This is a genomic window from Streptomyces sp. NPDC042364, from assembly GCF_056437585.1.
In genome coordinates, this window is sequence record NZ_JBWKAJ010000005.1 from 29,311 (window position 1) to 43,361 (window position 14,051).

A 14,051-nucleotide genomic window follows, 5' to 3' on the forward strand; every position below is an offset into this window, starting at 1 on the left:
ATCCTCCCAGCCGCTCGCTCGGGAGGACGAAGCGCGGGAGGCCCTGAGCCCGGTCCGGGCGCGGCCCCGAGAGGGGCGCGGGGAACCGCGCGACCAGCCACGACCCGGCCGCGGCCGCGCGTTCACGCGCCCCTCCCGGTCATGAGGCGCCGGGCCCACATCCCCGACGCACGGGACTCCCACAGCGGTGTTCCCTACGATGGCGCGGTGACCAGTACCGCGTCCTCCACGGACACCCGGCAGGACCAGGCCACCGCAGACCAGCGGCCGTCGTGGCAGCAGCGGCTGCGCCGATTCGGATACACGGCGCCGCCGAGAAGCGACGTACGCGCCCGGCTGGTGCCGCCGTACACCCGTCCCGGCCCGCGTTTCTGGGCGTCGCTCGGGGTGGGCCACGGTCTCGCCGAGCGCCTGGTGCGCTGGTCGGCGTGGGGCGGTCCGCTGCTGGTGACGCTGGTCGCGGGACTGCTGCGGTTCTGGCATCTGGGCAGCCCCAAGGCGGTGATATTCGACGAGACGTACTACGCCAAGGACGCGTGGGCGATCGTCCACCGCGGATACGAGGTCAACTGGGCCAAGAACGCCAACGAGCTGATCCTCCAGAACAACGGGAACGTGCCGATCCCCACCGACCCGGCGTATGTCGTGCACCCGCCGGTCGGCAAGTACGTCATCGGTCTGGGCGAGCTGATGTTCGGGTTCAACCCGTTCGGCTGGCGCTTCATGACGGCGGTTCTCGGCACGCTGTCGGTGCTGATGCTGTGCCGGATCGGCCGCCGTGTCTTCCGTTCGACGTTCCTGGGCTGCCTGGCGGGCGGGCTGATGGCGGTGGACGGGCTGCACTTCGTGATGAGCCGCACGGCGCTGCTCGACCAGGTGCTGATGTTCTTCGTGCTGGCGGCCTTCGGCTGTCTGGTCATCGACCGGGACAAGGCACGCGCTCGGCTGGCCGCGGCCCTCCCACAGGACGGCGACGGGGTCGTACGCCCCCACGCGCTCGTCGCGGAGACGACCCGGCTCGGCTGGCGTCCGTACCGTCTGCTGGCGGGCCTCTGCCTGGGCCTGGCCTTCGGCACCAAGTGGAACGCCCTGTACTTCCTGGTCTTCTTCGGGATCATGACGGTGCTGTGGGACTGCTCGGCACGCAAGGTCGCCGGTGCCCGCCGGCCGCTGATCGCGACGCTCCAGCGCGACCTGGGCTGGGCGTTCCTGTCGACGGTCCCGGTGGTGATCGTCACCTATCTGGTCTCCTGGACCGGCTGGATCGTCTCCCCGGACGACGGCAACGGCGGCTACTACCGCAACTGGGCGGCGACCCAGGGCAAGGGCGGCTGGTTCGGCTGGCTGCCGGACTGGCTGCGCAGCCTGTGGCACTACGAGCACGCGGTCTACGAGTTCCATGTGGGCCTGTCGTCGCCGCACACGTACCAGTCGAACCCGTGGAGCTGGATCATCGCCGGCCGGCCCGTCTCGTACTTCTACGAGTCGCCCGCCCCCGGCAGCGACGGCTGTCCGACCGACACCGTCGAGAAGTGCGCCCGTGAGGTCCTCGCCCTCGGCACCCCGCTGCTGTGGTGGGCCGCCGCCTTCGCGGCCCTCTATGTCCTGTGGCGCTGGCTGTTCCGCCGTGACTGGCGGGCCGGCGCCATCGCCTGCGGTATCGCCGCCGGTTACCTCCCCTGGTTCCTGTACCAGGAACGCACGATCTTCTACTTCTACGCCGTCGTCTTCCTCCCCTTCCTCTGCCTGGCCGTGGCGATGCTGGTCGGCGCCGTCCTCGGCCCCCCGGCGGCCTCCGAACGCCGCCGCGTGGCCGGCGCCGCCGCCGCGGGCGTCCTCGTCCTCCTCATCACCTGGAACTTCATCTACTTCTGGCCCCTGTACACCGGGCAGCCCATCCCGATCGACGGCTGGCGGGCGCGGATGTGGCTGGACACCTGGGTCTAGTAGACCGTCGCGGCGTGGCGGTCGGTGTGCCGCCGATCAGCACACCGGTTCCGTCGAGTTGGCCCAGAAGACCAGGAACGACCATGTCTGGGCGCCTACGGTGCCGTCCACGGTGATGCCGGCGCAGCGCTGGAACCGCGTCGTCGCCGCGTGGGTGACGGGCCCGAAGTCTCCGTCCTCGGCCAGGTTCCTGCCTGTCATGGCGTTGTTCAGGTAGCACTGCGCCTGCTGGACGGCGCTGCCCGACGACCCGACTCTCAGGGTCGGCCGCTGGATGGTGTAGTCGCAGACGTCCTCGGACCCGTGGGCGACGAGCCTCTCGGGCGGCACGGCGCGCGCCGTCGTCGTACGCGCCGCGGATTCAGAACTCTGGGGTACCGCTACGGCCGCGCCTCCCGCGAAGAGCAGAGAGGCGGCCAAGGTCACGCAAGTGGTCGAGCGTCGCATGTCTCTCGCCTCCTAGACGTACCTCCAGTACCACCGTGCCCTTCTGCCCCAGGAGTTGCATCCCGACGGAGCGGACTCCGGACCGTGGCGATCGCCCGGGTCGACACCGTGAACGTCGGGGCTGAAGCACCCCCGCCCCGCTTTCGGCCGGTCCCGGTCGGTGGTCGATGTTCGTGTATGTGGACGCGTACCGGGGTCTAACGATTCGAGGAACTCCGCCCCCAATCGCCACCGGCCGCGCATACAGTGAGGCGCGGCAAACGATTTCTGAACATGTTCAAAGCGGGCGGGGCCCAGGCTCCGCGGCCGCTCACGGGGAACGAACGGGGAGAGGTCATGCGCAAGGGGGCCAAGGTCGCCATAGTCGGCGGAGTGCTCGTGGTGATGGTGGGCGGCGCCGGGTACGGGGCGTACAACTTCGTCGACGCGCTGAACGGCGGGGCGGGCGCGGAGAAACGGACGGGACCGCCGAGTTCGGACGAGGTCGCGGAGACCACGGAGAAGTTCTTCGCCGCGTGGGAGAAGGGCGACCCGACGGCGGCGTCGTCGTACACCAACGACGCGGCGGGCGCGGGGAAGCTGTTCGGGGAGTACGTCGGCGCCGCACGGATCGGCGATGTGAGGATCACGCCGGGCGAGCCCACCGGGGCGGGCGGCCGGACCGTGCCGTTCTCCGTCCGGGCGACGGTGTCGTACAAGGGGAAGAGCGAGAAGCTCGCGTACCGGAGCCGGCTGACCGTCGTGCGCGGCAAGACCACCGGACGGGCCCTGGTCGACTGGCAGCCGTCCGTCGTGCACCCGGGCCTCGAGAAGGGCGACGAGCTGTACACCGGTGAGGCGGAGGCGCCGCCCATCGAGGCCGTGGACCGGGACGGCGTCGTCCTGACCAAGGAGAAGTACCCCTCCCTCGGGCCGATCCTGGACACCCTGCGCGAACGCTACGGCGACAAGGCGGGCGGCACCCCCGGTGTAGAGCTGGCGATCCGGCACACGGCCACGAACGCCGCCGACACCCCCCTGCTGACCCTCGCCAAGGGCAAGGCGGGCGAACTGGAGACCACGATCAGCGCGAGGGTGCAGGCAGCCGCCGAGAAGGCCGTCGAGAAGTACGCCGAATCCTCCGTGGTCGCCGTCAGGACCGGCACCGGCGAGGTGCTGGCCGTCGCCAACCATCGCGACGACGCCTTCAACGCGGCGTTCGAGGGGGAGGTTCCGCCCGGCTCCACGATGAAGATCCTCACCGCCGCCACGCTCATCGACAACGGTGTGGCCACGATGAACGGGCCCGCCCCCTGCCCCGACACGGCGACCTGGCAGAGCCAGACCTTCAGGAACCTGCCGGGGATGAAGGCCGACGAGTCGTCCGGCGCCACGCTCGCCAAGGCGTTCATGCGGTCCTGCAACACGGCCTTCATCAAACTGATCGACGAGGACCCGATGGACGACGCCTCGCTGACGAAGGAGGCGCAGGAGCGGTTCGGCCTCGGCAGGGACGACTGGAAGACGGGCATCACCTCCACCGACGGCAACGTACCGCCGTCCACCGGGCCGGACCGCGCGGCCAACGCCATCGGGCAGGGCCAGGTCACGATGAACCCGCTGAACATGGCCTCGGTGACGGCCACCGCCATCACCGGCAGGTTCCGCCAGCCGTACCTGGTGTCGCCCGACCTGGACGACCGCGAACTGGCCACGGCGCGGGGCCTGAACCCCGCCACGGCGTCGCAGCTCAAGCAGATGATGAGGCTCACCGCGACCTCGCCGCAGGGCACCGCCGCGGGCGTCATGTCCGGGCTGACCGGCGACATCGGCGCGAAGACCGGCTCCGCGGAGGTCGACGGGCAGAACGTGGCCGACAGTTGGTTCACCGGCTTCCGCGACGATGTCGCCGCGGCGGCGATGGCCGAGGCGGGTGGTCGTGGAGGTGAGTCCGCGGGGCCGATCGTGGCGGACGTGCTGCGGGCGGCCGGGTGACGCCGGAGCGACGGCGGGTCCGGGAAGCTCCGTACAGGGTGCGGATGCGTCGGGAGCGCGCATGGGTTGTGGCCGTTCGCGCGGTTTCCCGCGCCCCTGAAGGCCGGGCCTGCGGCCCGCCCTTCATCCTGCGAAGCACGGGGCGCGGCCCCGGCCGCTTTTCAGGGGCGCGGGGAACCGCGCGAGAAACCACAGCCCACCCGCACCCGCCGAACCACACACCCCCAACCCCTGAGGCACCCCCACCCGAAGCTCTAGGGTGGGGGTTCTCGTTGTGAGCGACGAGAGGCAGCCGGGCAGCGGAGGGTCGGGAGCGTGGGTAAGAGAAGGCGTGTCGACGATCGGAAGTCGGCGACGGCGAAGTCACGGCGGCCCGCCGTCCTGGCCGGCGCGGCGGTCGTCGCGCTGGGCGGCGGCGCGTTCGCCGCGTACTCGGTGTTCGGCGGCGGCGCGTTCGCCGAGGACCGCTCCTCCACGGCCGGTGACGCGAAGCCCGTGAAGACGGGACCCCTGTCCGCCGCCGAGGTCCGTACGGCCGCCACCACCTTCCTCACCGCCTGGCAGAAGGGCTCCGTCGGCAAGGCCGCGGCCGCCACGGACGACTCGGCGGCGGCGCGCACCGCGCTGACCGGCTTCTCCAAGGACGCCCACATCAAGGACGTCACCCTCACCCGCGGCAAGCGCGCCGGCGACGAGGTCGCCTTCTCGGTGAAGGGCACGGTGTCGTACAAGGGCACGGACAAGCCCCTCACGTACAGGTCGTCCCTGACCGTCGTACGGGCCGAGGAGGACGGCGAACCGGTCGTCGACTGGCGGCCGTCCGTCGTCCACCCGGACCTCGGCGAGGGCGACCGGCTGGTCACCGGAGAGGCGGGGACGCCCCCGGTGAAGGCCCTGGACCGGGACGGCGGCGAGCTGACGACGAAGAAGTACCCGTCGCTGGGCACGGTCCTGGACGGGCTGCGGGAGAAGTACGGCAAGAAGGCCGGCGGCAAGGCGGGCGTCGAGCTGCGGGTGGTGCGCGCGAAGGCCGAGAAGGGCAGGAAGAAGAACGCCGACAAGACGCTGCTGGAGTTGAGCGAGGGCACCCCGGGCGAGGTGAGGACGACCCTCAGCCCCTCCCTCCAGGCCGCCGCCGAGCAGCAGGTGAACACCAGGCGGCGGGCTTCGGTGGTCGTGATGCGCCCCTCGACCGGCGAGATCCTGGCCGTGGCCAACTCGGGCCACGGCTTCAACGTCGCCTTCCAGGGGTCCCTCGCCCCCGGCTCCACGATGAAGATCGTGTCGTCCGCGCTCCTCATCGACAAGGGCCTGGCCTCGGCGAACAAGGTCCACCCGTGCCCGAAGTACTCGTCGTACGGCGGCTGGAAGTTCCAGAACGACGACAAGTTCAAGATCAACGGCGGTACGTTCAAGGCGAGCTTCGCCCGTTCCTGCAACACCGCCTTCATCTCCCAGGCGAAGAAGCTCGACGACAACTCGCTGACCCTGGAGGCCCAGCAGGTCTTCGGCCTCGGCATGAACAACTGGGCCATCGGCGTGCCGACCTTCGACGGCTCGGTGCCGGTGCAGAGCGCCGCCCCGATGGCCGCCTCGCTGATCGGGCAGGGCGGGGTGCGGATGAACCCGCTGAACATGGCGTCCGTGGTGTCGACGGCCAAGACGGGCGTCTTCAAGCAGCCCTACCTCGTCGCACCGTCCGTCGACGGCCGCACCCTCGCGACCGCCTCCCGGCCCATGTCGGAGACCGTCCGTTCCCAGCTGCGCGAACTCCTCCAGTACACCGCGGCGGCCGGTACGGCGGCCGAGGCGATGGCCGGCCTCGGCCCCGACTTCGGCGCGAAGACCGGCTCCGCGGAGGTCGACGGCCAGAAGGAGCCCAACGGCTGGTTCACCGCGTGGAAGGGCGACCTGGCCTCCGCCGGGGTCGTCCAACAGGGCGGCCACGGCAGCGAGTCCGCGGGCCCGATCGTGGCGGCACTCCTCAAGGCGGGCAGCAGCTGAGCCGGCGGCAGCCGGGCCCGCGGACTCAGGTGCCGGACGCGGCCGTACGGTCCGACGTGGCCGTACGGTCCGACGTGGCCGTACGGTCCGACATGGCCGTACGGTCCCCGGACCGGCCGCGGAGCGGCACCTCCTCGGACGCCGCGCTCAGGCACCAGTCGAGCATCGACGGCCAGGGGCCGTAGCCCGAGTCGGGGTTGAGGTGGGCCTCGCCCGGCAGGACGTCGGCGGGCAGGCCCAGCGGTTCCGCGTACGCGGCTGCCGCGCCCTGCGGGCAGTAGGGGTCGTCGTCGCTGCCGACGACCCGGGTGGACGAGGCGGCGGCCGCCACCCGCTCCGGTGTCAGCGGCGGCGGGGCGAACTCGGCGATCTCCGGGTGCTCCAGGGCGACCTCCGGGGACGGCGGCGCCACGAGGAGGACACGGTCCACGGGCCCGGACAGGACGTCGTCGCGGGCCACGGCGTGCAGCCACAGCAGACAGGCGAGGCTGTGGCACACCACGGTGACCCGTCTGCCCGCCAACTCGCCCAGCAGGGCGTCCAGCTCCGCCAGCCAGCGCTCCAGGTCCGGGTCGTCCGCCTCCGGCAGTTGCGGGTACACCACCTCGTGGCCCAGGTCGGCGAGCCGGTCGGCCAGCCAGTACTGCCAGTGCCCGACCGGCCGGTGGTTCTGCCAGCCGTGCAGAACGAGGAAGGCGCGGGCGGCGGGGGTCGAGGTCGGCGGAGTCTCTGTCATACCCCCGATCGTCAGGGAATCCGATCACTCCGGTCCAGTGCCGTCTCTTTGTCCGGACCGGTTCGTCTCGGCCGGAGGTGCCCCGACAACCCGGTCGCGTGGCGGCTGCGCGCAGCGCTACCGTGCCCGCCATGACCACCGACGCACAGGACACCACCGACCCTCGGAACAGCACCGCCTCCGCCGCCCACCCCCGTTTCGCCGAGGCACTCGACGCGCTGGGGCTCTCCGAACTGCACACCCGGATCCGCCGTTTCCCCGACGCGACCCGCACCGCCGCCGAGGCCGCCGCCGCGATCGGGTGCGAGCTGAGCGAGATCTGCAAGTCCCTCGTCTTCGCCGCGGACGGCGTCCCCGTGGTCGTGCTGATGGACGGCGCGTCGCGGGTCGACGTGGAACTCGTACGGCGCGAACTCGGCGCCGAGAAGGTCACCCGCGCCAAGGCGGACGTCGTACGGGAGGCGACGGGCTACGCCATCGGCGGCGTCCCCCCGTTCGGGCACCGGACCAGGACCCGGGTCCTCGCGGACCGTTCACTGCTCGACCACGCCGTGGTGTGGGCGGCGGCCGGGACCCCGTACACCGTCTTCCCGATGGCCCCCGAGGCGCTCATCGCCCACGCGGGCGCCACACCGGTGGACGTCCGCGAGCGGACGGCGTGACACCACTGGTCGCCGCGGCGGTCCTGCTCGCCGCGGTCACCCACGCCGGCTGGAACGCGAAGAGCGCCCGCCACGGGCCTGTCGATCGCGGCGTACACGGTGATCGACGGCCTCGGCGTACGGGCCTCCGGGTCCGCCCTGAGCTATGTCGTCTGGCTGATGGCGCTGGAAGGGCCGGCTGTCCCGGCGTACGCGCTCTACCGTCGGCGGGGCGAGACGGTCGCCCTGCTGCGCCCGGCCGCCGGGGCCGGCCTGCTCGGCGCCGCGCTCTCCGTGGCGGCGTACGGCGTGGTCCTGCGTCCGCAGACGCAGGAGGAGCCGGCGCCGGTCGCGGCGCTGCGGGAGTCGTCGGTCAAGCCTTGCTGATGCAGCAGTAGCTCTTGGCGGAACCGGTCTTCCGGCTCGGCGTACACGCGCGGTCCCGCGCAGTCGTTTCAGTCGCTCACCGCCCCGGCAACGGCCGTCAGGATGCTGAGGTCAGCCGGAGTCGGCGTGGTCATCCCAGCGAGGCGCCGAACCGGCCGGCCTCGGCGTCATCACCTGACAACTGCACTGTGCCCCTGTGGGAGATCTCCACCTTGTAGAAGGCCTCGCCTCTGGGGACATCCTCGACAGCCACCCCGAAGGTGCATGTTCCAGCACTGAGTGCCGAGTCTCCGAGCTGGCCGGTGGCGACAACCGTGCCGGCCGCGTCGTACACGGTGACTGCCGTGCCTTCGGTGATGTCGTCGTAACCACCGCTGCCCTCGCACCCGCCCAGGCCGTCGCCGACTGCGCCCTCGGTGAGTTCGAAAGTGCCAGTGAGAGTGAAAGTGCCGGGCTCGGTCTCAGCAGTCAGCGTTTCGGTGCTACCTGCGCTCTTCGGACTTCCAGCAGTTGCCTGGCCTTCGCTGAGGACCCACACGGCACCCACGGCCCCGCCTCCGATGACGACACCCGCGAGCCCAGCAAGTAGGAGAGGGAGGCGCCTGGGCGCGGGCGGTCCGGGCCGAGCATCTGGCGGTGGCGACGGGTACTCGGTGCTCATGGCCGCCCCTCTTGGACGTAGGTGCTTGAGATACCCATCGTGTGGGCTGTTCGGGCGACGTGCACCCTTTAAGCAGGTGTAGTAACCGTACGTGTGCATTGATTCTGGGCAGGCAGGTGGCAGGGCTCGCTCCCCGGCAGCCGAGGGGCTCAGCCAGAGAGCAGTCACATCAACTGACGCCGGGCCCAGCGACGGGTAACAAGATCGAAGGACTGATCACCACGCCCGGATGCCCAGCTACGACTTCTCTTGCGCCAGACTGCCCAGATCCAGGACATCGGCCGCCGGTGGGGCCTGAATGTCCACACGGTCGTTGAAGCCGCTGAAATTCGTGACGCGTTGGAAGTAACGGTCCTTGTAGTCGACCCTCAGCAGGTACGGCTTGCCCTCGGCAGCCACATAGAAGGTGTGGACGCCGCCATCGGTTTCCTCGTCCGCCACCTTGACGGGGATCACCGGCTCACCGGCGAGCTCGGTCGGGATTCCTCGGGTCGCTCTGCCCAACGAGGAGGACGAGAACCGCCACGCGCAGTCGGCCAGGCCGTCCGCTCCTTTTGCCTCGCTCACCGGGCTCTTCAGCCAGGGTTTGTGCCGCATCGCGGGGACCGTCTCCCGTCCCCACATTTCGAGGTACATGTCGTTGGGATGGATGTAGTCCGTCTCGCCGATCCGGATCTGCTCCATCTTGGCCACCTCGGAGCCATAGGACGCGGTCGACCTGAAGGCGCATCTGCCCTGCAGATCAGTCGTCAAGCGGCCGGTGGATCGATTGCCGGTGGTGGCCGAGGTGACGTCCGTGGCGATGGTCACCGATGTGAGCGCCTTCATGGTGCGGTCGGCCTCACCGAGCAACTGTTCGGCGGAGCGCGTGTCAGCCGCCCTGTCAGCCGTGGCGGCTGTGTCACCGACGTTGGCACAACCGACCGCGACAGCGCCCAACAGGCCCAGCGCAGCAGCGATCGTCTTCGTGCGCATGGTCCCCCTGACGTGTGGGGTGGCAGACTACCGAAACGAATCACCCCGCACCCCAGCGGGTCGTGCCACCCGCCTCTGAGCAGCAGTACTCGACTGGTCGAGGGCGGAATGAAGCGCTTCGTACGGCCCTGCCTCGTCACGCGGCGTTAGAAGCGTTGAGATCTGCCGTTCTCCGGACCAGTCGGCGAATTCTTCAACCCAGTGTGAGCCAGTGGATGCCGAGGCGGCTGACGTCGGACGCTTCCTCCTCGGTGATGGCCTCACGTCCCGTCGCCTTGCGCAGAAAACGAAGCTGACCCCATCCAAGCTTCTCCAGGCTTCCCCGTCCGGGCCGAGCAGAATGCCTTGCATCAAATCCGCGGCCTGGGTGGTCAGCCACGGCTCACGCCCCAGGGCATCGGCCAGGTCCAAGCCGTGCACAGCAATCTCGACCACTCGCGTCAACAGGAACTCCGACAGGAGCATCGGATCACCGTGCCGGGTGCGGACCACACGCCCATCGGGCTCGGCCCGGCACAGTCGGTCCACCTGTCGCCAAGTGGCGTCGAAGCCGGCGGCGAGGGCCGCACCGCTGAGCAGTTCCGCTGCGTGATCCCGTGCCAGAGCGATACGAGCCGCGTTGCTGTCCGCGGTGAATCTGTCGTCGGGCCGGTAGTACTCCACTGCCGAGACCTCCGCGCGGGGCGGCGCCGGGGCCGCCAGCATGCCCGGCAGCCAGGCGATCACCACCCGGACATGAGCCAACAGGTCCCTCACCGTCCATGGCGCACACCGCGTCGGCCGATGCCACTCCTCGGCCGAGACGCCGGTCATGGCGCGACTGAGTTGCCTGACTTCAAGACGAAACACATCAACGACCCGCGCCTGATCCATGCCGATCAAGCTACCTGCCGCGAACTGGCGCAACAGCGGCCCTCAGGACAGAGGCACTCCGCGGCTCCGGCAAGGTCGAGGTCGCCTCTGGCACACGTCGGCGTGGTCACCCCAGCCGCGCGATGGCCGATGGCCTCCGTGCGCCGACGAGGCCTACTCGCACACCCCGGCGCAGTCTCGCCCTCGCAGCAGGCAGGTAGCAGGTAGCCGTATCGCTTCTGCCTCACTCGTTCGAGCGGTGACAACGTCATCCTGCCCGATACGCTGACGCATGGGATCAAAATCGCGCCCATGGGAGCAGCCATGACCACCTCCGCCGCTGGGCAACCACTCGTCCCGCAACCCCCTGCCACGGTTGCCGCGCTGCGGCAGGCCATCAGGCAGATCGCGCCTGCCGCGCTGCCTGCCTTCACCCGGGAGCTGGACCAGGCGGCAGACCAGTCCCGGCAAGGCTCCGATCTGGCGCCACTCCAACGGTTTGTGACCCAGTGGGCCGTCTACGTTCACATCCAGCGCCAGCCTGAGATGGCGGCAGAATTCCGTCGCTGGGAAGACGCCGCCGAGTTGGGCGACGCGGCCCAGGCACGCCAGGCCGCCGGTGAGATCGGGCGAATCCTGGACGCGGCCCACGCGGCGATCGGTTAACTGGCGAGTGAGAGTGCTGCCCGAGGGGCGATGCCTCGACTCGTCTGCGACATGGCTGGATCCGAGCATGTCTACGTCTACGTGGCCGGTCCCCTGGTCGGCGCCGCTCACGAGGACCGTCGCGGCCTCGCGCTGACATCAGTCAAGGCTGATTGATGCAGTAATCACTCCGCCGGTCCCCCCACCGAACAAAATGCCGTTCTACTTCACACACTTCACCGTGAAAGGCGGGTCAGTTGATCCGGCATTAATGGGGCGCACATTTCCGGACTTGACCCCATAAAAGAGATCACAGGCTTCATCCCACGTAAGATTCCTCAAGCCCTTCGGGTCATTTGTGATCGGCATGGACCGATCGGCACTGATGCACTCCCAGTCACCAGCAGTTTTGACACCCGCAGGATCTGAGGCATCTTCGAATCCCTTGGCCTTGCAGTAGGACGGGATATCAGGCAGTCCGCCCAACACTCGGCCACCCGGGGTCGATGCACTAAGACGAGCATTTCCCCACACGCCGTAGCTGTATGTATCTATATCCTTGGACGAGTCGTAAGAAATTTTCAGCATCAGTCGCAGTTTCCCTGACACGTCCAGGGAGATATCACTAGACTCTCCAATTCCCATACTTTCCTCATGCAGCCTTTCCCCGTCCGCGAAAACCTCAAACTTCAATTCTGCCGCACCCGGAGAATCGTCACGCAGCCCGATGGTGACATCGACACTGCGCCATTTTCGCCCGAGATTGTATTCAGCATCACCATATGGCACATAGCTCTTGTCGGCTCGCATGACAACACTGTGCGGGTACTGCTTTCCATTTACATCTGCAGGCTCGTTCGCTACTCCGAATTCGGACCTCAGCGGCTCCATATCGCTCAGATATTCTACTTGAGGCGCCCGGTCATTCATGACTGCTTCCGAGATGGGGGCAGCCGGGAAGATGGGGGCAGCCGGGAAAGACGTACCGATTACCGCCGCCAGGACGATGGCCCCAAAGTTTCCCGTTTTCGCTTTCATGGCCACATCTCTCTTCAGCCACTCATGGGTGGCCCTCAGCCGGGGAATGGGACGGATAGATGTTGCAACAGAGGGGTCCGAGCCATCGAGACCAATCCCGAAACTTCAGCAGCCGCAGGCAATTTTCAGCAGCCGTTCCACTTGTCACGATACTGTGGCTGCGCTGGCGATGGCACCGATGACCATCATAAGCAGGAAGATGCCGTAGCCGACACAGCCGATGATGCCAGTCACGAGCCCCGTTACGGCCAACCCGTCACCCTTTTGCCTGGTTCGCTGAATCTCACCGCGCGCTCTCGCAGCCAACACAATAGCAAGAGGACCCGTGACGATTCCTACGAAAGGCACGACGAGAGAGATGATCCCGGTAACCATGGAGGCCACGGCTTTGCCGTTTGCGTTCGACTGTGGCTGGTATTGAGGAACCGGCCCCGGCAGGTAAGCCTGCTGGGGGGATCGGTACTCGGGACCCCGAGGCTGCTCGTCGCTCATTGCGCTTCCCCTATTCCGAATTTCCATGAAGTCCACCCCCTCCCCCTCGTGCCCTCGTGGACGCGCGGACGGGGGATTCCCTCACGTGAAACCGCTGCCTAATATGAGGATCTCCCAGGCATATCGGGCATGCAACTCGATCGGCGGAGAGGCTTCCGCCCATCGGTGCGAGTTACTTTTCACGGCGAGTAGCGTCACGGCCGCGAACACCCTCCTCGTACGCTGCCGCACCGCCGCACAACCGTCTGCGCCCGCTGCTCCCGCCTCCCCGCCGGAGACACCAGTGGGGCCGGGCGGTCGAACGCCAAGCAGCCGAGTTCCCCACGCGCATAGGGCCGAAGAGCGCTGCGCAACTCGCGCGGCTCCTCGGACCTGCATGCAAGGAAACCTGAAGAGCGTCCCGAAGTGCCCTGTCCACCGATCGGGTGTACCAAAGTTTTAGGCACGATGAAGGAGCATGGCCATGCAACGCAGGCTCATTGCAGCAACTTTTGTAGCAGCCTTAGTGACCGTTAGCGGAGCACTCGCGGGCTGTAGCTCCGACCAGAACGGTGATTCGAGTCCCGCACCGACTGGTACGCCCACGACCGAGGAACAGCAGGCAGATCAGGAAGAATCACCCCAAGGGGGCCGCGAGGAACCCGCAACCGGTGAGCGCAAGGACTTGATCAGCTTCAAGGTCGACGACCGTTCCCAAGCTGGCGTCACGATGATCTGGGTGACGTGGACGATCAAGAACAACAGCTCGGAGAAGTCCGACTACTCGTGGGACTGGGAAGCGATCGACTCCGCTGGCAAGCGCGTAGCCGACTCGACGGAGTTCGTCACCAACGTCCAGCCCGGTCAGACCGCAACGGGCGAGTCGCCGACGGTGATCAATGACGCCGACGTGAAGCTGAATATCACAGAGTTCAACCGCACGAAGGCGTACTGATCCCGCCCGCATGGGGTCGTGCAGATCCCCTGGCCCAGCGGGTTCGGCTTGATGTCCACCCGGTCCGTCTCGAACCCCCCTTCCCCTCCTCATCAAGAACAGCGATCGGCCGTTTGACGGTCTTCCGACGCAGCTCCTTCAACCGCTTGAGGGTAGGCGCGCGCATGGACGCGGTCGTGAAGTCGTCATCGTTGAGCCACAGCTCTTTCAGCTCCTCCAGCTTCGCGCGGTCCTTCTCGTCCGCGAGTACGTCAGCCGCGGGGCGCGTCGTCGCAGCGGGTACCCGGAAGTGTCCAGCATGGCCGGCACCTTGATCGT

13 protein-coding genes and 1 pseudogene are annotated in these 14,051 nt (G+C 68.3%); 7 read left to right on the forward strand and 7 right to left on the reverse strand.

The window, feature by feature from the left end:
* Window positions 1-207 precede the first annotated feature (207 nt).
* Window positions 208-1,947 carry a dolichyl-phosphate-mannose--protein mannosyltransferase gene (locus AC067N_RS11890; protein WP_478678749.1) on the forward strand — a complete coding sequence of 580 codons (1,740 nt, stop codon included), beginning with the start codon at window positions 208-210 and terminating at the stop codon, window positions 1,945-1,947.
* Window positions 1,948-1,983: 36 nt separating this feature from the next.
* On the opposite strand, the gene AC067N_RS11895 is transcribed toward AC067N_RS11890, so the two are convergent.
* On the reverse strand, window positions 1,984-2,394 hold the full coding sequence (locus AC067N_RS11895) for a peptidoglycan-binding domain-containing protein (RefSeq protein ID WP_478678750.1): 411 nt from the start codon (window positions 2,392-2,394) through the stop codon (window positions 1,984-1,986).
* Window positions 2,395-2,730: 336 nt separating this feature from the next.
* Here AC067N_RS11895 and AC067N_RS11900 point away from each other — a divergent pair, with 336 nt between their 5' ends.
* Together AC067N_RS11900 and AC067N_RS11905 are read left to right on the forward strand one after the other, a co-directional pair.
* Window positions 2,731-4,368: a penicillin-binding transpeptidase domain-containing protein gene (locus tag AC067N_RS11900; protein ID WP_478678751.1), complete on the forward strand. Its 1,638-nt coding sequence runs from the start codon at window positions 2,731-2,733 to the stop codon at window positions 4,366-4,368.
* A gap of 315 nt (window positions 4,369-4,683) precedes the next feature.
* On the forward strand, window positions 4,684-6,372 hold the full coding sequence (locus AC067N_RS11905; RefSeq protein WP_478678752.1) for a penicillin-binding transpeptidase domain-containing protein: 1,689 nt from the start codon (window positions 4,684-4,686) through the stop codon (window positions 6,370-6,372).
* A gap of 25 nt (window positions 6,373-6,397) precedes the next feature.
* Here AC067N_RS11905 and AC067N_RS11910 read toward each other — a convergent pair whose 3' ends face one another.
* Entirely contained in the window at window positions 6,398-7,108 is a 711-nt protein-coding gene (locus tag AC067N_RS11910; protein WP_478678753.1) for an RBBP9/YdeN family alpha/beta hydrolase, read from the reverse strand.
* A 131-nt stretch (window positions 7,109-7,239) separates the two neighbouring features.
* Here AC067N_RS11910 and AC067N_RS11915 point away from each other — a divergent pair, with 131 nt between their 5' ends.
* Together AC067N_RS11915 and AC067N_RS11920 are read left to right on the forward strand one after the other, a co-directional pair.
* On the forward strand, window positions 7,240-7,770 hold the full coding sequence (locus AC067N_RS11915; protein WP_478678754.1) for a YbaK/EbsC family protein: 531 nt from the start codon (window positions 7,240-7,242) through the stop codon (window positions 7,768-7,770).
* A 63-nt stretch (window positions 7,771-7,833) separates the two neighbouring features.
* Window positions 7,834-8,136 (forward strand): annotated as a pseudogene (locus AC067N_RS11920) (EamA family transporter); the annotation flags it as partial.
* 130 nt (window positions 8,137-8,266) lie between these two features.
* Here AC067N_RS11920 and AC067N_RS11925 read toward each other — a convergent pair.
* The 3 genes from AC067N_RS11925 to AC067N_RS11935 all read right to left on the reverse strand — a co-directional run bounded on the left by AC067N_RS11925 (window position 8,267) and on the right by AC067N_RS11935 (window position 10,678).
* Complete coding sequence (locus AC067N_RS11925; RefSeq protein WP_478678755.1) at window positions 8,267-8,797, reverse strand: hypothetical protein; 531 nt, start codon at window positions 8,795-8,797, stop codon at window positions 8,267-8,269.
* Window positions 8,798-9,034: 237 nt separating this feature from the next.
* The gene (locus tag AC067N_RS11930) at window positions 9,035-9,772 is read right to left on the reverse strand and encodes a hypothetical protein (RefSeq protein WP_478678756.1); all 738 of its coding nucleotides are present in this window, start codon (window positions 9,770-9,772) and stop codon (window positions 9,035-9,037) included.
* A gap of 27 nt (window positions 9,773-9,799) precedes the next feature.
* Window positions 9,800-10,678, reverse strand: coding sequence for a maleylpyruvate isomerase N-terminal domain-containing protein (locus tag AC067N_RS11935; RefSeq protein ID WP_478678757.1), 879 nt, complete (start codon window positions 10,676-10,678; stop codon window positions 9,800-9,802).
* Between the two features lie 270 nt (window positions 10,679-10,948).
* On the opposite strand from AC067N_RS11935, the gene AC067N_RS11940 reads away from it, so the two are divergent.
* Window positions 10,949-11,290, forward strand: coding sequence for a DUF6247 family protein (locus AC067N_RS11940; RefSeq protein ID WP_478678758.1), 342 nt, complete (start codon window positions 10,949-10,951; stop codon window positions 11,288-11,290).
* Window positions 11,291-11,491: 201 nt separating this feature from the next.
* On the opposite strand, the gene AC067N_RS11945 is transcribed toward AC067N_RS11940, so the two are convergent.
* Window positions 11,492-12,307: an NPCBM/NEW2 domain-containing protein gene (locus tag AC067N_RS11945; protein WP_478678759.1), complete on the reverse strand. Its 816-nt coding sequence runs from the start codon at window positions 12,305-12,307 to the stop codon at window positions 11,492-11,494.
* Window positions 12,308-12,451: 144 nt separating this feature from the next.
* A complete protein-coding gene (locus AC067N_RS11950) occupies window positions 12,452-12,799 on the reverse strand; it encodes a DUF4190 domain-containing protein (RefSeq protein WP_478678760.1) in 348 nt (115 codons plus the stop codon).
* A 457-nt stretch (window positions 12,800-13,256) separates the two neighbouring features.
* Here AC067N_RS11950 and AC067N_RS11955 point away from each other — a divergent pair, with 457 nt between their 5' ends.
* Entirely contained in the window at window positions 13,257-13,733 is a 477-nt protein-coding gene (locus AC067N_RS11955; protein ID WP_478678761.1) for a hypothetical protein, read from the forward strand.
* The last annotated feature ends 318 nt before the right edge of the window (window positions 13,734-14,051 follow it).

Excerpts from the sequence above, each read along its gene's own strand:
- AC067N_RS11895 (WP_478678750.1), bottom strand. The coding sequence starts at position 2,394 with ATGCGACGCTCGACCACTTGCGTGACCTTGGCCGCCTCTCTGCTCTTC.
- AC067N_RS11900 (WP_478678751.1), top strand. The coding sequence starts at position 2,731 with ATGCGCAAGGGGGCCAAGGTCGCCATAGTCGGCGGAGTGCTCGTGGTG.
- AC067N_RS11910 (WP_478678753.1), bottom strand. The coding sequence starts at position 7,108 with ATGACAGAGACTCCGCCGACCTCGACCCCCGCCGCCCGCGCCTTCCTC.
- AC067N_RS11915 (WP_478678754.1), top strand. The coding sequence starts at position 7,240 with ATGACCACCGACGCACAGGACACCACCGACCCTCGGAACAGCACCGCC.
- AC067N_RS11925 (WP_478678755.1), bottom strand. The coding sequence starts at position 8,797 with ATGAGCACCGAGTACCCGTCGCCACCGCCAGATGCTCGGCCCGGACCG.
- AC067N_RS11930 (WP_478678756.1), bottom strand. The coding sequence starts at position 9,772 with ATGCGCACGAAGACGATCGCTGCTGCGCTGGGCCTGTTGGGCGCTGTC.
- AC067N_RS11940 (WP_478678758.1), top strand. The coding sequence starts at position 10,949 with ATGACCACCTCCGCCGCTGGGCAACCACTCGTCCCGCAACCCCCTGCC.
- AC067N_RS11945 (WP_478678759.1), bottom strand. The coding sequence starts at position 12,307 with ATGAAAGCGAAAACGGGAAACTTTGGGGCCATCGTCCTGGCGGCGGTA.
- AC067N_RS11950 (WP_478678760.1), bottom strand. The coding sequence starts at position 12,799 with ATGAGCGACGAGCAGCCTCGGGGTCCCGAGTACCGATCCCCCCAGCAG.
- AC067N_RS11955 (WP_478678761.1), top strand. The coding sequence starts at position 13,257 with ATGGCCATGCAACGCAGGCTCATTGCAGCAACTTTTGTAGCAGCCTTA.